Below are 16,813 nucleotides of genomic sequence, written 5' to 3'. Positions count from 1 at the left end.
CGCCTTCCGAAGACAACAAAAATTCATCGGCGGGCGCCTTTCTTTCGACCAGAGGAAACCCAGATGCACAAGCAGATTCTTCGCACGGCGATTGCCGTCGCCGTGACCGGAAGCTTCGCGCATGCCGCTTTCGCGCAAAGTGGTGTGACGCTCTACGGTATCGTGGATGCAGGCTTCACCTACACCAATAATCAAAAGGGCAGCAGCGCCTACCAGGCGACGCAAGGAAACGTGCAAGGGTCACGCTGGGGCCTGCTCGGCACTGAAGACCTCGGCGGCGGCAACAAGGCGTCGTTCAAGCTCGAAAACGGTTTCAGCCTCGAGTCGGGCGCGTCGGGCCAGGGTGGACGCATGTTCGGCCGCAGCGCATGGGTGGCGTTGAGCAACGACAAGGCAGGCACGATCACGCTCGGCCGTCAGTACAACAGCGCACAGGATTATCTGTCGAACCTGCAGATCAACGGCGTGGGCGCACTGAGCCAGTATGGCAATGCCATCTACGACAACGATGACCTGAACAACACGTATCGCACGAGCAACGCAGTCAAGTACACCACACCGACAATTGCCGGTTTGACGGCCAACGCCATGTACGCGTTCTCGAATACCGCCGGCGACTTTGCAAACAACCGGGCCTGGAGCGTAGGCGCCGATTACGCCGCGGGTCCTGTGCGTCTCGATGCTGCCTACTCGCTGGTCAACCGCCCTGCATCGAACACGGCGGGCGCGGCACCGTCGGACAACTACTACAGCACGAGCTCATCGATCATCAGCAACGTCGCGCGCAACCAGGTGTGGGGCGCGGGCGGTGCATATGCGTTCGGACCCGCGACGCTCGCGTTGCTTTATACGAATTCACACTTCGATCTTCTGACCGGCGGCAGCCTGCGCTTCGCAAACTATGAAGCAAGCGTGCGCTATCAATTCACGCCGGCTACGTTGCTCTCGCTCGGATATATCTATACGAGTCAAAACAGCAGCTCGGCTACGGCAGCCAACGCCCACTACAACCAGCTGGCTCTGGGCGGCGAATATTTTCTGTCGAAGACCACCGACCTGTATGTGAACGGCATCTACCAGCGTTCGTCGGGCGCCAAGGCGTGGGTTGAAGGCGTCACGAATCCGTCGAGCAACAACGGGCAGATCGTTGCAGTTGCGGGCATCCGCCACAAGTTCTAATCCATCACGCCGGGCCATGCGCTCTGCACGGTCCGGCTTTTCTCCGATCGATATCTTGGAGCCTCCATGGCGACTGTCCAGGGAAGTCTGTTACTCGTCTACGCGTTGATCGCGATCATCGCGCTTGTCGTGCTGATTGCGCGTTTCAAGCTCAATCCGTTTATTACGCTGATGGTGGTTTCGGTCGCGCTTGCGCTCGCTGTCGGCATGCCGATGACATCCATCCTCAAGTCGTTCGAGACCGGGGTGGGCGGCACGCTCGGGCACATTGCAATCGTCGTCGGCCTGGGCACGATGCTCGGCAAGATGATGGCCGAGTCCGGTGGGGCTGAGCGCATTGCACGCACGCTGATAGATTTGTTCGGTCCAAAGAACGTCCATTGGGCAATGATGTGCATTGCGTTTCTGGTCGGCTTGCCGGTGTTCTTTGAAGTCGGCTTCGTGTTATTGATTCCGATCGCGTTCAACGTCGCACAACGCACGGGCACGTCGATGATCCGCGTCGGCATTCCAATGGTCGCGGGCCTCTCGGTCGTCCACGGCCTGATTCCACCACACCCGGCCGCGCTGCTTGCGGTCACTGCGTACAACGCGGACATCGGGCACACGATTTTTTATGCGCTGATAGTCGGCATTCCCACGGCTATCATCGCCGGGCCCTTGTTTTCCAAATTGATTGCCAGGTTCGTGGTGCTGGAGGGCGTGAATCCGATGGCGAAACAGTTCATCGAACAGGACGCGGCACGCGCAACGCAAAAGCTGCCAGGCTTCGGCATCACCCTTTTGACTGTGCTGTTGCCGGTATTGCTGATGCTGATCGGTAGTTGGGCCGATCTGATCACGCCGCCCAAGTCGACGATGAACAACGTCTTGCGTCTGATCGGCCACCCCGACATGGCATTATTGCTTGCAGTGCTGTTGAGCTTTTATACATTCGGCTCCGCGCGCGGCTTCGATCGCGACTCCATTCTCAAGTTCACGAACGAGTGTCTGGCGCCTACGGCGAGCATCACGCTCGTGGTGGGAGCGGGTGCGGGTTTCGGCCGTATCCTGATTGACAGCGGCGCCTCCAAGGCGATTGTGGATGTCGCCACCGGCGCTCACGTCCCGCTGCTGATCCTTGCATGGCTCGTGGCCGCGTTAATTCGCGTTGCAACCGGTTCTGCAACCGTGGCCATGGCAACCGCGGCGGGCATCATTGCGCCCATTGCGGCAGCGGCTGCATCGACGGCGACCGGCGTACGCCCAGAATTGCTGGTGCTTGCCACGGGCGCGGGTTCGCTGATCCTTTCGCATGTCAACGACGGCGGCTTCTGGCTGGTCAAGGAATACTTCGGCATGACGGTGACGCAGACGTTCAAGACATGGACCGTTTGCGAAACGATCATTTCGGTGACCGCGCTGGCCTTTACACTGGGACTTGCGGCAGTGATTTAACGACGTTGCTTCCGGCGGGTCCTGCCAGGTAAAGCGTGATCCGCTGCTGCAAGAAGTCACGCAACGCGTTGATCGTGGGAGAAAGCATCAGCCGATGCGCGCAGACAAGACTGAGCGGCGCGCTCTCTCCTTCCAGCTCCGTCAACAAGGCCTGAAGCGCGCCGCTGCGCAGATCCGCAAGCACATCGATTCTGGATTTATACGCAAGACCGTGTCCTGCGACTGCCCATCGGCGAACCATTTCTCCGTCGTCACTGCTGCGATTACCTCGAACATTTACCGCGACGGGTTCGCCATTGGTATAAAAAGTCCAATGGTCGTGAACGGTATCGCTTAAAGAAAAGCGCAGACAATTATGTTTGAGCAGATCGTCAGGGACGAGCGGGTAATCGTGCCTCAGCAAATATTCCGGCGACGCACACAATACACGCCGGTTTTCGGGCGCTAACGGCAAAGCAATCAGCGTCGAATCTTCGGGCGTTCCATAACGGACTGCAAGGTCAACCGGGTTGCTGAACATATTGGTCACGCGATCGCCGATGCGAACCTGCAGCGTGACGTCAGGATGCTTGACCTGAAATTCATCGAGCCACGGTGCGAGTACGTGGCGGCCCAGATCCGACGGAATCGACATCGATACCGTCCCGCCAATAGCCTTGCGCCCGCGAGCCACAGCGTGCCGCCCTGCTTCCACCTCGCCCATGACATTGCGCGCGTATTGAAGATATCGCTCGCCGTCCGGGGTCAACCGCAGGCTTCGTGTAGAGCGGGCGAGCAGCCGCACGCCCAGCTCCGTTTCCAGCCGCTTGAGGCCGACGCTTGCGACCGATGGCGTCAGGTTCAGTTGGCGCGCCGCGGCCGACAAGCTGCCGCTATCCGCGGCGGTCACGAAGATAAGCAGGTCTTCGAGTTTGATCATGGGCTCTAAGAGATTAAGAGGGACGCGGTTATGCCGCTCAAGACCTTCAAGGCAATTTTCGTGATTATGACGAAAATGTTATCGGCTCGCGCGGCTGTTTTCCCAAGCCATAGCTGCCGAGAATGCGAATTCCAGACATCAAGTGAATCACCTTGAGAACATCGCCCGTGAAATCGTCTACCAAAATCAAGCTCGTCACAATCGACCTGTCGTTTCATCGGGCAGCGTCGGCTATCGCTCAAGCTGTCCTGATGCGCCACGACATCACGGTCCACGAGACGTTTGCGCCGCATGAGCAGGCATTCGAGTTGCTCGAGAGTGGCGCAGCCGACATGTTATGCAGCGCGTGGTTGCCCAGCAGTCATGGCGTCTACTTTGAAGCTATTGCGGATCGGTTTGAAAAGCTCAGCGTGTTATATAGGCCATATGCATTGTGGGGCGCGCCCGATTACATTCCTGCAGATGCAGTGCGCAGCATCCACGACCTGCGCAAGCCTGAGGTTGCATCGCAGATGACCAAACTGATTCAAGGCATAGGGCCGGGCGCGGGTATCAGCCGGTTCTCAAAGGAGATCATCCAGCAATACAGACTTGGCGAACACGGATACGAGTTCCGCAACGGAACACTCGATGACTGCGTGGGCGCATTCGAAGCAGCGGTCCGGAACCGGCGATGGATTGTGACGCCGTTGTGGCGACCGCAGTTTCTCCACGAAAAGCATGCCATACGAGAACTTGAAGATCCGCTGAAACTGCTTGGTCAAACCGATGACGCGACGCTTATTGTGAGCAAAAACCTGCTTTCAATGTTGCCGCATGAGGCCGTTGAGGAGTTGCGTCGGACGCGCATTGGTAACGAGGAAGTTTCCCGCGTCGACTATCTGATTTCGCGGGAAGGTATGACGCCCACTGACGCCGCGTTAACACTTCCGCGACGAACCGCACAGTACTGATTCACGCGCCGTGCGGCCAGCATTCCATACGCACACATGTTCCCGGCGCTTCACGCGAGACATGTATTGTGAAGCCGTGAAGACGCGAGACGGCGATCACCAGACTCATGCCAAGTCCGGAACCTGGAATGGCAGCGACCGAAGCGCCACGATAAAACCGCTGGCCAATCATGCCCAGTTCGCTTTCCGGAATTCCGACACCGTGATCGCGCACCGACAGTGTGTAAGCTTGCGGCGTGGTACTTAAGCTTAACTCGATGACGTCTCCGGGCCGCGAAAACTTGATGGCATTGTCGAGCAGGTTATAAACCGCTTCGAACAGCAGTTCACCGTCGCCGTTCACGATGGCGGTATCGGCAAGTTCGCGCTCAATCGCGATCTGCTGCTCTTCCAGCAATGGCTCAAGCACTTCGAGCACTTGATCGATCACCACTTTCAGGTCGATCATTTTGAAGCCATCCCGCCGCCCGCGCGCTTCGATCTCGGATATCCGCAAGAGCGCGCTGAAACGTGCGAGCGTGATATCGGTTTCGGCGATAGCCTGATCGACAAATTCCTGTGTTTCGCCCGGCGCTGCATCGGCGGCTCGTGCCATTGCAAGACGCGCACGGCTAAGCGGCGAACGTAGATCGTGAGCGATGTTGTCGCATGCACTCTTGACCTCGCCCATCAGGCTTTCGATGCGGCCCAGCATCTGGTTTATCACGCGCGATAACACGTCGATTTCATCGCGATTCCGATCAGGAAAACGCTTGCCAAGATCGCCGTTCGAAATCTGCCCGGCAACCTCGACCACGCGCCGAACCCGCCTCACCTGCCGAATGGAAAGGGCCATCCCTCCACCGATACAAAGCACGAGCGCAAATAGATCGCCCCACAGAAGCGTATTCATTATCGTGCGCCGCAATTGCATGACGTCACTCAAATCGCGCGCGATGACAAGGCGACCACCATCGGCATACCGCTCAACCAGCATGCGCGAAAGCGGCCGGTCAAGGCGGCCGTCCACTGAAAGTACTTCGTTGAAACTGCGCGTCTGGTGTTCGTCCTCGGCTTTCCGAGGAAGCACTGCAATGTTGCCCGCAAGTCGAAAGCCACTTGCGTTAAACAGCCCATAAAAATTCCCCAACCGCTGATGCGTAATTCGATAATCGATCTGCCTTGCAAGCTCAGCGTCCTTGAACGAATCAAAATAGCGCGCCTCCCAAAGCAGAATGGAATCGGCCTGAACGAACATCGCCTGAGACGAACGCAAGTAGACCAGCCCGAAGAGCAAGGATGTGGAAATGACAAACAGCAACAGGTACGAGACGAGCAGCCTGACCACCGAAGACCGAAACCAGGACGAACCGAGCGGCCACATGTCATGCTCCAAGGCGATAACCTCTGTTGCGAATGGTATGAAACAACGGCTCCTCGCCTTCGGTATCAATCTTTTTTCGCAAGCGGGCGATATGCACCTCGATCAGATTCGTGCCGGGATCGAAGCGGTATCCCCACACCGCCTCGAAAATCATCGGCCGGCTTAGTACCGAATGGCTCTGTTCCATCATGTAGACCAGCAGCCGGTATTCCGCCTGACTGAGTTCAATCAGTGTGCCCGATCGCCTGACCGACTGACGCATTCGATCGACTTCAAGCGTGCCGACTTTCAACGTCGCGTTATTGGCGGCCTGTGTCGAATCCTTGCGGCGAATCATCACTTCCAGACGCACCACCAACTCGTCCGGATGATAGGGCTTGGTGAGATAGTCGTCGCCTCCCGCGCGCAGACCCCGCACCTTCTCATCAATATCAGAGAGTGCGCTGATCATCAGCACAGGGAGGTCCATGGCGTTTTCTCGCAGGATGCGCACGACCATGATTCCATCGGCGTCAGGCAGCATGCGGTCGAGCGTCATGGCGTCGTAAGCTCCGCCCAAGGCCTTGCGTAACGCCTCGCCGCCGGTCGTCGCGAGATCCACTTCAAACGCATGTCCACGCAGTGTCCGGGCAATATCCGCTGCCGTGCCGTGATCGTCCTCGACAACCAGAATTCGACGCTGCGCATCTGTTTTATCAGCCAATTTATTTACTCGATATCGACTCAGTAAGCATTCCGCATCTTAACGAACAATGACTATACTGACGATTAAATAAACAAACTGCAGCGTTGACCTTACAAACAAAATCCGTAGATTAACAAGTTTTAATATTTGACGGATCCTTGTAAACGACTTCAGCAGTAGCATTATTCCCGGAGCAAGAAATTGTTTAATCCACTCGACTACCTGGCGCGGATTCACTATTTCCACGACGGTACGATCGGTTTATAAAGGATGGGAATCATGTCTATTAAAACGCTTGCCAAGGCGTGTCGAACCTTTGCGCTTGCAATGGCTTTTAGCGGGGTAGCTGCCACGTCGGTTCAAGCCCAGCAATCCCGGCCAGCATCAGGTGCCGGCGTTACACGGGCCCAAGTCCAGAAAGAACTGGCCGACCTCGAATCGGTTGGATACGACGCTACAGCTGACGACGACCATTATCCAAGCGATCTTCAAGCAGCTGAAAAACGCCTCGCTGAAAAGAGCGCCTCGCAGCACGTGGTTTCAGCGGACGTTTCTGCTGCGAACTGAATCACGATTCCTGGATCCGCAAGCGCAAATGAACTCGCATCTTGGAACTTAAATAACTTTCGCTTTGAGCAGCATTAAAATGAAAATCGAAAATAAGCAAAGGCGCAACATCTTGACAGCCGGCCTTGCGACTGTAGGCGCGTTTGGCATTGGACTGGCCGGCAATACATTCGCAGCGTCCGGCTCCGCGACCGCGCCGCCCTCCGGCGTGGCTTTGTCGGTCGCGGCACGAGCAGCAAACAACCGGTTTTTCCCGGGATTCAAACAACGCTTTATCAAAACGTCAGGTGCAACCATCAATACACTTGTAGGCGGTGAAGGGCCGCCTTTGCTGCTGATCCACGGCCATCCGGCAACGCACATGGAATGGCACAAGGTCGCAACGCAACTTGCGCAGAAGTACACGGTGGTACTGGTCGATCTGCGCGGCTACGGCGACTCGAGCAAACCCGAAGGCGGCGTGAACCACGTCAATTATTCAAAGAAAATGATGGGCCTGGATCTCATCGAGGTCATGAAGACGTTGGGACATGACAAGTTCCAGGCAGTCGGCCACGATCGCGGCGGTCGCGTCCTCCACGCAATGATGATGTATTACCCCGAGACTATCCAACGCGCGGTGACGCTCGACATTGCTCCCGCCGACGAAATGTATTCGCACACCAACGAATCATTCGCGACCAAATATTTCTGGTGGTTCTTCCACATCCAGGCAGCCCCGCTTCCCGAGCGTATGGTCGGTGCAGAACCGGAGCTATATTTGCGGGCGCACCTCGATGTTCAGAGCAAGACGCCCGGCGCTGTCACACCGGAAGCGTTCGCCGAGTACTTCCGGTGTTATGCGCATCCGGATTGCATTCATGCAGTGTGTGAAGACTATCGGGCAACCGTTACTATCGACCGGGAAAACGCGGCCGCTTTCAAGGGCAAGGCTACTCCGCCGCTGCTGGCGCTCTGGGGCGGCAAGGGCACCGTGGGGCAGACGTTCGACGTGCTTGCGTTATGGCGCAACGAAGCCGAAAACGTTACAGGCTTCGCGCTTCCCAGTGGTCACCTGATTCCCGAAGAAGTGCCGGGCCCTCTTCTTGATGCGCTTGACGGTTATCTGGTCGCTTAGAAAAAAATGCCAAGCCCTGACACGGACAGAGTACGGGCTTGGCAAATTTCCAGAGTCGCTAAACCAGACATGCCGGAACCGATGTCTCAAGGAAAGCGAACAGCCGGTCGTAATTGCAGTGCGCAACGTTGAAACGCAACCACGAATTCGGCGTGCCAGAAGAATAGAAAATCTGCCCGGGCGCGAGAAGAATATTGTCTCTGGCTGCTAGCTCGGAAAGCTTCGCGGTATCGACTTGTCCTTGCTTGACGCGCGCCCAGGCGAACATGCCTGAACGCGGCTCGCAAAAAATCTCAAAACCTGCTGTTTCCAGGCGACGGCAGGTCTTGTCCTGCGCATTCGCAAGCCGATCACGCAATTGTTCGACCTGTTTTCTGAAGTGTCCTTCCAACAGAACGGTGTGCGTCAAATGCTCGGTAACGGTAGGTGTCGACATGCCGGAAACGAGCTTGTGATACAGCAGGCCCTCGAGAATTGACGGCTCAGCGGCAACGAATCCCACTCGCAGCCCGGCGCCAATAGTCTTCGAAAAACTGCCGATATAAATAACCCGTTTCAGCTGATCCATGGAAGCGAGCGTCAGCGGATTTCCCACAACCAGATCAGCGCATACATCGTCTTCTACCACGATGCAGGCATGCGTCTCGGCAAGCTTGAGCACCTTGAACGCCGTCGCCGCGCTATAGCTTGCACCCGTGGGATTGTGCAAGCGCGTATTGGTGAAAAACACCTTCGGCCGGTGATTTTCGAACGCCTGCGCAAGCAAAGCGACATCAGGTCCGGTGGGCGTCACGGGAATACCGGCGACCTTGACGCCGCGAAGACGCAGGGCAACAAGCAGATCGCTATAGCAAGGTTCATCGACAAGCACGGTATCGCCGGGTTGCGTCAGCCTTCTGATCACGAGATCCAGCGCCTGATTCGCACCAAGCGTAGTCAGAACGCCGTCGGCGGTTACATCGATCTCGCGCTCCGCGAGTTGCCTTGCAATCTGTTCCCTTAACGGCGTGTATCCCTTAGCATGACCGTAGGCAAGCAACTTGCCCGGATTGACCGCTGCCTGCCGCAAAGCACGCGCCAGACCTTCCGTATCGAACCATGTTTCCGGGAGCCATCCAGACCCTGCATGAATGGTTCCTTCGGTTTGCTCAAACACATTCCTTAGTGACCAGCCGTTGGTAAACGCTTCATCGAGCTGATAAACCGGCGCTTTACCTTCAGCCTTGGCGGCTTGTTCGGCCACATAAAAACCCGATCCACGCCTGGCCAAAAATACGCCTTGCGCGACCAGCCTGTCATACGCCTCGACCACGGTAAATGTCGATACACCATGCGTCTCGGCAAACACCCGAATGCTGGGCACACGGCCGCCTGCACGCCATTGCCTGGTTTCCACTTGCTCGCCTAATGCGGCAACGATCTGCTGCACAAGCGATTCGTCCGCGTTTGGATCGAGGGTCAGCACGGGTTTCATGATCAAGTCTGTCATTGAAAGTGTAGTGCCCTGCAGGCCTGCACAGTTAGTGATTCGCCAATCAAAGTGTACATGTATGTGTATAGGTCGTTGCACGTACATTGACAAGCTTCCAAGCACGCCCTAGGCGATACACCTCGTCAGCCAACCTATGACTCCCTTGACACCTGAAGTCCGGCGCACCTCGCACGAAGGAGGACTCGCGGCAACCTATATCGGTATGCAGCATCCGGAAGCACTCGAACATCTTCGCGGCCAGTTCTCTATCGATGGCCGGTTGACAAGACTCGCGACCGAAAAAGACGATACGTTTCGCGTGGAATGCACCGATGGCAACAAGTACATCCTGAAGATTGCCAATCCATCGGAGGATGGTGCCGAGATTTCACTTCAAGTGAAGTTGCTTCAGCACATAGAAGCGGCTGATCCCGACTTGCCGGTTCCACGGCTGATTCCTAATCGTGATGGACAAGTGCAATTTCAAATTCGCGATGCAGCGGGCCAGCTGCGTCAAACGCGCCTTATGTCGTATCTGGATGGCGTTCCGTTAGACAGCACCGATTCGTCTGCGCTGGAACGCGAGCGTATTGGAGCGATCCTCGGACGTTTGCGTCATGCGACAGAAAACTTCTCTCATCCGGCGGACTCGCGCGTCCTGGCTTGGGACGTGACGCATCTCGCGACGCTCGGACCCCTGCTCTCACATGTTGAAGACAACGCACAAAGAATCAAGCTCAACGCTGCTTTAAAGCGGTTTGTCTCGCTTGAATCACGGATTAAATTGCTAAGACGTCAGGTGCTGCATAACGACTTCAGCAAGTCGAACATTGTGGTGGAACACGCCCGGCCTGAATTCGTGACTGGCGTCATCGACTTCGGCGATGCGGTGCGGACCGCGATTGCAATCGACGTGTCTACCGCGCTGCTCAATCAATTGCCGCGCCACATTTGCGCGCAGCGCGATGAAGATATCTTCGCGCGTGGCCGCGATGTATTGAACGGATACCTTGGCGTAGCCGATCTCTCTGAAGAAGAGCTTGCGCTTATTCCGCATCTCACCATGGGCCGTGTGATCGCGCGCGCATTGATCACGCTTTGGCGCGCACGCCTTTTCCCGCAGAACAAGACCTACATCTTGCGAAATACCGAGCAGGGTTGGGCCCAGCTCGACTGGTTCCTGCAGCGTTCCGTCGATACGGTTTCATCGACCCTGCTCTCTCGTGCCCGATAACTTGAAGGACATATCCATGACTACGCCCACCAAAATCCGCCGCGGCAAAATGGTCAACGCGTTCAACCCGGAACAACTCGATCATCTCGACAATTCAACCCGGAACGCCGTAGAACGCCGCACACGTCTGCTCGGCCCCGCTTATCGGCTCTTTTATGACAACCCGGTTCAGGTAAGCCGCGGAAAAGGCGTATTGCTCTATGACAAAGACGGTCACGAATACCTCGATGCCTATAACAACGTGGTATCGGTCGGACATGCGCATCCTCGCGTGATAGATGCGGTCCACCGGCAGATGCAAACGCTCTGCACGCATACGCGCTATATCCAGGATGGCATTCTCGACTACGCAGAGCAATTGCTGGGTACTTTTGGCGGCCGGCTGGCAGAAAACGGACATGCCATGTTCACGTGTACTGGCTCGGAAGCAAATGATCTGTCGCTGCGGATCGCCAAGCATTACACGGGCAAGCAAGGCATCATCATCACGTCCGAGGCTTATCATGGGAATTCGGATCTGACTGCAGGCTTTTCCCCTTCGCTAGGCGATGCATCGCCGCTAGGGACCTGGGTCAGGCGCGTTCCCGCACCGGACTCCTATCGCATTACGCAAGAAAACATGGGCCGCTGGTTTGCCGACCAGGTACAGGCGCAAATAGATGACCTCAAACGCAGAGGCGAAGGACTGGCGGCGTTTATCGCAGATTCCATTTTCTCGTCCGATGGCATTTATTCGCGTCCAACGGATCTGCTCAAGCCCGTCGCCGACGTCGTGCATCGCGCGGGCGGCGTGTTAATTGCGGACGAAGTTCAGTCGGGCTTCGGCCGCACGGGCGACGCGCTTTGGGGTTATCAGCGCCACGGCGTGCAGCCCGATATTGTTTCCATGGGCAAGCCGATGGGAAACGGTTTCCCTGTCGCGGGCATTGCGGTCGCACCGGAACTCGTGGAACGCTTTGGATCGGACATGCGTTACTTCAATACCTTTGGCGGCAACTCGGTGGCCATCGCGGCGGCGCAAGCAACATTGAATGTTATCCGCGATGAAAACCTGCTCGAAAATGCGGAACGTGTCGGACGTTTTCTCCGTGCGGGCCTGAACGAACTCGCAGGCAAATATGAACAAATCGGCGACGTGCGCGGTGCAGGTTTGTACATTGGTGTGGAAATGGTCAGGGATCGCGGCACCAAAGAAACCGATGCGAGTACAGCCGCAGCGCTGGTGAACGGCTTGCGCAAACGGCGCGTGCTTATTTCAGCGACTGGTTTCAATGCCAACATCCTCAAGATCCGTCCGCCTCTGGTATTTTCCGAATCTGACGCAACGCGCTTGCTTACCGAACTCGAAGCAGTGTTCAAGTCGATTTCCTGAACCACGGACCTAACCATGAACCTCAAGCAAACTTCGCGGCCGACATGGCTGACTTTCGATTGTTACGGCACCTTGATTCAATGGGACGAAGGCCTGCGCGCCGCAGTTTCAACGATCCTCGCAAAACATGGCGAAACCGGAACAGACGTGGATGAACTGATTGAAGTGTATGACCGGCATGAGCATCGGCTCGAGCAAGTTGCGCCGCATCGTTCGTTTCGTGAAGTAGCGAGCGATGGATTGCAACTGGCCATGAACGAGCTGGGATTGCCGGCACAGGAGTCGGATATCGAAGTGCTGACGGGCAGCATCTCGGCCATGCCGCCTTTTCCGGAAGTGGTCCCCACACTCCGGGCGTTGAAGAATGCGGGCTTTAACTTGTGCATCGTCTCCAATACGGACGACGACATCATTGCCGGCAATGTGGCGCAGCTGGATGGGTGCATCGACCGCGTCATTACGGCGCAACAGGCCGGCGCCTACAAGCCGTCGCCTGTGATCTTCAATCATGCCTATCGCGCGCTGGGGGTCAGCAAGGACGACGTCGTTCATATCTGCGCGAGCCCGCATCTGGACCATGCGGCCGCGCGTGAAATCGGTTTCCGTTGCATATGGATCGATCGGGGAACCGGCCGCACGATGTTGCCGGACTACGTTCCCGATGCAACCGTTCCTACGCTAGACAAAGTGCTGGATGTTTTCAAACACAACGGCTGGATGTAGACGCTCCCCAACGGGTCCGCGCAGATCCGGCGCAGGTTGCCAAGCGCCGGCCGTCTACTTACACTTGTCTGCGCCAACAAATCCGAAGTGCTTATCCCGACCGCCTGGACGCTTTATCGCTCGTATTCATGCAATATTCATCCAGCAAGATACGGTGAACGCATCGACTTGCAGGCGCGGGGCGCTTAGAACAATCAAGTCAATGCCACTACCAGGCTGTTCAGCGCCCTCGGAACTCCCGGACAAGCCTGATCCGGGAGTAACTGGTATAACGACATACTTAGCGTCGTAAAAGGCCGCTCTTACGGAGCGCAAATTTGACTGCATCAACCTGCGATTCCTTACGCACCATGACCACTCAGACTCCTTCTGCTGCGCCCGACCTTCCAGTCGACATGATCATCTTCGGCGGCGCTGGCGATCTCTCCGCACGCAAGCTTCTGCCCGCGCTGTATATGGCGCACCTGCACGACAACCTGCCCCCGCAAACGCGCATCATCGCCATTGGCCGCCGCGACTGGTCGCGCGAGCAGTACGTACAGTTCGTGCAGGAACAATCGAAACCGTTCGTCGATGCAAAAGCGCTCGACGCGCAATCGTGGGATTCATTCCTCAGCCTCTTCGAATATGTGCGTATCAACATCGATCAGCCGGGCGACTATCTGAACCTTGCTGAAGTAGCGCGCAAGGACGTGTGCCGCGTGTTTTACCTGGCAACGTCACCGGAGCTCTTCACGACCATCTGCGACAACCTTGCGGCGTCCGATCTCGTCGATGCAAATTCGCGCGTTGTGCTCGAAAAACCCTTGGGACATGATCTCGCGTCGGCACAGGCGATCAATTCGTCAGTGGGACGCCATTTCGCCGAAGGGCAGATTTATCGTATCGACCATTATCTCGGCAAGGAAACGGTGCAGAACCTGATGGTGCTGCGCTTTGGCAATGCGATCTTCGGACCATTGTGGCAAGCGCCGTACATCAAGAGCGTGCAGATTACGGTAGCCGAAACGGTAGGCGTGGGCAGCCGCGCCGGCTTCTACGACCAGACCGGCGCGTTGCGCGACATGGTGCAGAACCATTTGCTGCAACTGTTGTGCATCGTGGCAATGGAGCCGCCTGTGTCACTCGATCCCGACGCCGTGCGCGATGAAAAACTCAAAGTGCTGCGCTCACTGCGCAAGATGACGGTCGCCGATATCGCCCGCGATACCGTGCGCGGCCAGTACAGCCCGGGCGCGATTGGTGGCGAGCCGGTCAAGGGTTACATGGAAGAAGACAATGTGCCGGCAGACAGCCGCGCGGAAACTTTCGTGGCCATTCGCGCGCACATCAACAACTGGCGCTGGGCGAACGTGCCCTTCTTCCTGCGCACGGGTAAGCGGCTGCAGAAGAAGCAATCGGAGATCGTGATCGAATTCGCAGACCTGCCGTTCTCGATCATTCCAAGCGGCCCGCGTAACTATGGCAACCGTCTGATCATCCAGTTGCAGCCCGAAGAATCGATCCAGTTGCAAATGCTTGCGAAGGAGCCAGGCAGCGGCATGCACATGTTGCCGGTCAACCTGAACCTCGACTTGCAACAGGCGTTCACTGAACGTCGCGCGGAAGCGTACGAACGTTTGCTGATCGATGTGATGCGTGGCCGCCTTACGCACTTCATGCGCCGTGACGAACTCGAAGCTGCATGGGCTTGGGTCGAACCAATTCTCGATGGCTGGAAAGAACTGAACGACCGTCCGCGTACTTACACGGCGGGCACCTTTGGTCCGGCTGCATCGTCGGCATTGATGGCGCGGGAAAACATGGCTTGGGCTGAAGAAAGCTAAAGGGCTGTTTGTTAGCTAAAGAACAAACGCGCGGGCCGGAAGGTCCGCGCGTTTTTTTTGCCCTGCCTTCAGACTGAAAACTCGATAAACACCAACAGCCCCTTGCCATCGGGACCATCGTCCAGACGAATATGCGCCCGATACGCCCTTGCAATTTCGCACCTGGCCGATACCACCCGATGCCGCGTGAACAAGGCATGTGCTGCCCGCTTTGATCTGCCCGACGTCGTCAATCAAGTAATACGCGGTCGAACCCTGAAAGACCGCCGCAGCAGCCAGGTCATAGCCAATTGAATCTGGAACGCGTGCAAGACGGGCGGCAGGAACGACCGCGTACTCGGCATATGCACCCCAGGAAATGCACCACGCCACGCGGTCCCCAATTCAAACGACGTAACCCCGGCGCCCAGTTTCGCCACATCGCCGGAACCTTCCATGCCAAGCGTGCAGGGAAGCCGCACCGGATAGGTCCGCGATGCCTTGTACTTGCCCTGTCGTGTATGGATATCCATGAAGTTGATGCCGGCGCATCTGACCTTGAAGAGTACCTCGCCTTCTTTCGGCTCAGGTACTTCGATATCCTTATGAATCAGGACTTCGGGACCGCCATACTGTTCTATACCTATCGCTTTCATTCTTGTCTCCGGAATTACTTCGCACCAAGCTTTAAACGATCCACGAACTCGTTTGTGTAAGTCCCTGGATCGCGCCCGCCAGCAACTCCGTGGCGGTATCGACGCCAGCCGCTTGCGACAGGATTTCGAATTCGAGACCTTCGTCCCTGAAATAGCCGAGTTGCGATGCAAGCACCAACGGCAGATAGACGATCTTCGAAGTGCCACCGGCCATCAGCGTCAGCTTTTCCGCGTGCGCGGGTGTCGCGACGCACAGCAGCGCGGCGAGCATGCAAGCTGGCGTGAACAAGCGGCGTAACAACTTCATCTTGAATCGTCTCCTTCTTCAATACTGAACCGATATCTTCTTTTAATGTGCGGCCAGTATATGAAACAGAAGCCTTCTGCCTGCTTTCTGATGGTCTGGAAAATCCTTGGCGTTTACCCTCGAAGCATGAAATCAGTTGTCTGAAGCCCAAGAAAAACGCGCCCTGTCCCTTTCGGGAAGAGCGCGCTCATTTCCGCTACGAAGTTACGTTACCAGGCGGCGATCACCGCACCAGCATATTTCCCTTCGATAAACTGCTTGACCTCCGCCGAGTGATACGCGGCGACGAGCTTCGCCACCCAAGGTTTGTCCTTATCGGCGGCGCGAATGGCGATGATGTTCGAATACGGGCCGTTCGGATCTTCAATCGCGATTGCATCCTGCTTCGGCTTAAGGCCCGCTTCCATCGCGAAGTTCGTGTTGATCGCGGCGGCGTCCACGTCGGCGAGCGAACGCGGGATCTGCGCGGCATCGAGCTCGACGATTTTCAGCTTCTTCGGATTTTCGACAATATCGAGCGGCGTTGCCTTCAGGCCCGCGTCCGCGCGCAATTTCAGCAAGCCGTTCTTTTGCAGCAGCAACAACGCGCGGCCGCCGTTGGTCGGATCGTTCGGCACCGCGATGCGCGCGCCCACGGGCAACGCCGCCAGCGACTTGAACTTCTTCGAATAGATGCCCATCGGGAACGTGACCGTGTCAGCGACCTTGATGATCTTGTAGCCGCGGTCCTTGACCTGTGCATCGAGATACGGTGCGTGCTGATAGCTGTTGGCATCGAGATCGCCAGAGGCCAGTGCCGCATTCGGCTGAACGTAGTCCGCGAACTCCACGACCTTGATGTTCAAGCCATTCTTTGCCGCCACTTGCTTGACCACTTCCATGACCTGCGCGTGCGGGCCGCCGGTTACGCCGACCTTGATGGTTTCGTCCGCCAGAGCGACGTTGGCGAACAGTGCCGCTGCGCCGATCACGGCGGCCAGTTTGAAAACAAATCGACGTTGCATGACTACCCCTGAGCTTTTTAT

The 16,813-nt window shown here is 56.8% G+C and carries 15 protein-coding genes and 1 pseudogene; 9 read left to right on the top strand and 7 right to left on the bottom strand.

Going from position 1 to position 16,813, the window contains the following annotated elements; translation table 11 throughout:
• Window positions 1-63 precede the first annotated feature (63 nt).
• The gene (locus HB633_RS02780) at window positions 64-1,179 is read left to right on the top strand and encodes a porin (RefSeq protein ID WP_213776513.1); all 1,116 of its coding nucleotides are present in this window, start codon (window positions 64-66) and stop codon (window positions 1,177-1,179) included.
• 66 nt (window positions 1,180-1,245) lie between these two features.
• Window positions 1,246-2,616, top strand: coding sequence for a gluconate:H+ symporter (locus HB633_RS02775; RefSeq protein WP_213776512.1), 1,371 nt, complete (start codon window positions 1,246-1,248; stop codon window positions 2,614-2,616).
• Here HB633_RS02775 and HB633_RS02770 read toward each other — a convergent pair.
• Window positions 2,588-3,535 (bottom strand): LysR family transcriptional regulator, encoded by a 948-nt coding sequence (locus HB633_RS02770; RefSeq protein WP_213776511.1) that lies wholly within the window; start codon window positions 3,533-3,535, stop codon window positions 2,588-2,590. The genes HB633_RS02775 and HB633_RS02770 overlap by 29 nt on opposite strands.
• Before the next feature lie 167 nt (window positions 3,536-3,702).
• Between HB633_RS02770 and HB633_RS02765 the strand changes: the two genes are divergently transcribed.
• Window positions 3,703-4,488, top strand: coding sequence for a glycine betaine ABC transporter substrate-binding protein (locus tag HB633_RS02765; RefSeq protein ID WP_213776510.1), 786 nt, complete (start codon window positions 3,703-3,705; stop codon window positions 4,486-4,488).
• Between the two features lies 1 nt (window position 4,489).
• On the opposite strand, the gene HB633_RS02760 is transcribed toward HB633_RS02765, so the two are convergent.
• On the bottom strand, window positions 4,490-5,851 hold the full coding sequence (locus HB633_RS02760) for a HAMP domain-containing sensor histidine kinase (RefSeq protein WP_213776509.1): 1,362 nt from the start codon (window positions 5,849-5,851) through the stop codon (window positions 4,490-4,492).
• Between the two features lies 1 nt (window position 5,852).
• Window positions 5,853-6,554, bottom strand: coding sequence for a response regulator transcription factor (locus HB633_RS02755; RefSeq protein ID WP_213776508.1), 702 nt, complete (start codon window positions 6,552-6,554; stop codon window positions 5,853-5,855).
• 261 nt (window positions 6,555-6,815) lie between these two features.
• On the opposite strand from HB633_RS02755, the gene HB633_RS02750 reads away from it, so the two are divergent.
• Window positions 6,816-7,103, top strand: coding sequence for a DUF4148 domain-containing protein (locus HB633_RS02750; RefSeq protein WP_213776507.1), 288 nt, complete (start codon window positions 6,816-6,818; stop codon window positions 7,101-7,103).
• 79 nt (window positions 7,104-7,182) lie between these two features.
• Window positions 7,183-8,220 carry an alpha/beta hydrolase gene (locus HB633_RS02745; RefSeq protein ID WP_213776506.1) on the top strand — a complete coding sequence of 346 codons (1,038 nt, stop codon included), beginning with the start codon at window positions 7,183-7,185 and terminating at the stop codon, window positions 8,218-8,220.
• 58 nt (window positions 8,221-8,278) lie between these two features.
• On the opposite strand, the gene HB633_RS02740 is transcribed toward HB633_RS02745, so the two are convergent.
• Window positions 8,279-9,709: a PLP-dependent aminotransferase family protein gene (locus HB633_RS02740; protein ID WP_255580707.1), complete on the bottom strand. Its 1,431-nt coding sequence runs from the start codon at window positions 9,707-9,709 to the stop codon at window positions 8,279-8,281.
• Window positions 9,710-9,845: 136 nt separating this feature from the next.
• On the opposite strand from HB633_RS02740, the gene HB633_RS02735 reads away from it, so the two are divergent.
• The 4 genes from HB633_RS02735 (at window position 9,846) to zwf (ending at window position 14,846) form a co-directional block, all read left to right on the top strand.
• Window positions 9,846-10,925, top strand: coding sequence for a phosphotransferase (locus HB633_RS02735; RefSeq protein WP_213776505.1), 1,080 nt, complete (start codon window positions 9,846-9,848; stop codon window positions 10,923-10,925).
• A 16-nt stretch (window positions 10,926-10,941) separates the two neighbouring features.
• Window positions 10,942-12,297: an aspartate aminotransferase family protein gene (locus tag HB633_RS02730; RefSeq protein WP_255580706.1), complete on the top strand. Its 1,356-nt coding sequence runs from the start codon at window positions 10,942-10,944 to the stop codon at window positions 12,295-12,297.
• Between the two features lie 15 nt (window positions 12,298-12,312).
• On the top strand, window positions 12,313-13,020 hold the full coding sequence (locus HB633_RS02725) for a haloacid dehalogenase type II (protein WP_213776504.1): 708 nt from the start codon (window positions 12,313-12,315) through the stop codon (window positions 13,018-13,020).
• A 350-nt stretch (window positions 13,021-13,370) separates the two neighbouring features.
• Window positions 13,371-14,846 (top strand): glucose-6-phosphate dehydrogenase, encoded by a 1,476-nt coding sequence (zwf, locus tag HB633_RS02720; RefSeq protein ID WP_213776503.1) that lies wholly within the window; start codon window positions 13,371-13,373, stop codon window positions 14,844-14,846.
• 159 nt (window positions 14,847-15,005) lie between these two features.
• Here the strand turns inward: zwf and HB633_RS02715 are convergent.
• The 3 genes and pseudogenes from HB633_RS02715 to HB633_RS02705 all read right to left on the bottom strand — a co-directional run.
• Window positions 15,006-15,481, bottom strand: a pseudogene (locus HB633_RS02715) (alcohol dehydrogenase catalytic domain-containing protein); the annotation flags it as partial.
• Between the two features lie 31 nt (window positions 15,482-15,512).
• Window positions 15,513-15,788, bottom strand: a complete 276-nt coding sequence (locus HB633_RS02710; RefSeq protein WP_213776502.1) for an ABC transporter substrate-binding protein — start codon at window positions 15,786-15,788, stop codon at window positions 15,513-15,515.
• A gap of 209 nt (window positions 15,789-15,997) precedes the next feature.
• The gene (locus tag HB633_RS02705; protein ID WP_213776501.1) at window positions 15,998-16,792 is read right to left on the bottom strand and encodes a MetQ/NlpA family ABC transporter substrate-binding protein; all 795 of its coding nucleotides are present in this window, start codon (window positions 16,790-16,792) and stop codon (window positions 15,998-16,000) included.
• Between the last annotated feature and the right edge of the window lie 21 nt (window positions 16,793-16,813).

Origin of the sequence: Caballeronia sp. dw_276 (assembly GCF_018449635.1) — a bacterium.
In the GTDB taxonomy this organism is placed as follows: Bacteria; Pseudomonadota; Gammaproteobacteria; order Burkholderiales; family Burkholderiaceae; genus Caballeronia.
Note: the sequence above shows the minus strand (reverse complement) of the source record. Positions and strands in the feature narration are given on the sequence as shown.

Excerpts from the sequence above, each read along its gene's own strand:
- HB633_RS02780 (WP_213776513.1), top strand. The coding sequence starts at position 64 with ATGCACAAGCAGATTCTTCGCACGGCGATTGCCGTCGCCGTGACCGGA.
- HB633_RS02775 (WP_213776512.1), top strand. The coding sequence starts at position 1,246 with ATGGCGACTGTCCAGGGAAGTCTGTTACTCGTCTACGCGTTGATCGCG.
- HB633_RS02770 (WP_213776511.1), bottom strand. The coding sequence starts at position 3,535 with ATGATCAAACTCGAAGACCTGCTTATCTTCGTGACCGCCGCGGATAGC.
- HB633_RS02760 (WP_213776509.1), bottom strand. The coding sequence starts at position 5,851 with ATGTGGCCGCTCGGTTCGTCCTGGTTTCGGTCTTCGGTGGTCAGGCTG.
- HB633_RS02750 (WP_213776507.1), top strand. The coding sequence starts at position 6,816 with ATGTCTATTAAAACGCTTGCCAAGGCGTGTCGAACCTTTGCGCTTGCA.
- HB633_RS02745 (WP_213776506.1), top strand. The coding sequence starts at position 7,183 with ATGAAAATCGAAAATAAGCAAAGGCGCAACATCTTGACAGCCGGCCTT.
- HB633_RS02740 (WP_255580707.1), bottom strand. The coding sequence starts at position 9,709 with ATGACAGACTTGATCATGAAACCCGTGCTGACCCTCGATCCAAACGCG.
- HB633_RS02735 (WP_213776505.1), top strand. The coding sequence starts at position 9,846 with ATGACTCCCTTGACACCTGAAGTCCGGCGCACCTCGCACGAAGGAGGA.
- HB633_RS02730 (WP_255580706.1), top strand. The coding sequence starts at position 10,942 with ATGACTACGCCCACCAAAATCCGCCGCGGCAAAATGGTCAACGCGTTC.
- HB633_RS02725 (WP_213776504.1), top strand. The coding sequence starts at position 12,313 with ATGAACCTCAAGCAAACTTCGCGGCCGACATGGCTGACTTTCGATTGT.
- zwf (WP_213776503.1), top strand. The coding sequence starts at position 13,371 with ATGACCACTCAGACTCCTTCTGCTGCGCCCGACCTTCCAGTCGACATG.
- HB633_RS02710 (WP_213776502.1), bottom strand. The coding sequence starts at position 15,788 with ATGAAGTTGTTACGCCGCTTGTTCACGCCAGCTTGCATGCTCGCCGCG.
- HB633_RS02705 (WP_213776501.1), bottom strand. The coding sequence starts at position 16,792 with ATGCAACGTCGATTTGTTTTCAAACTGGCCGCCGTGATCGGCGCAGCG.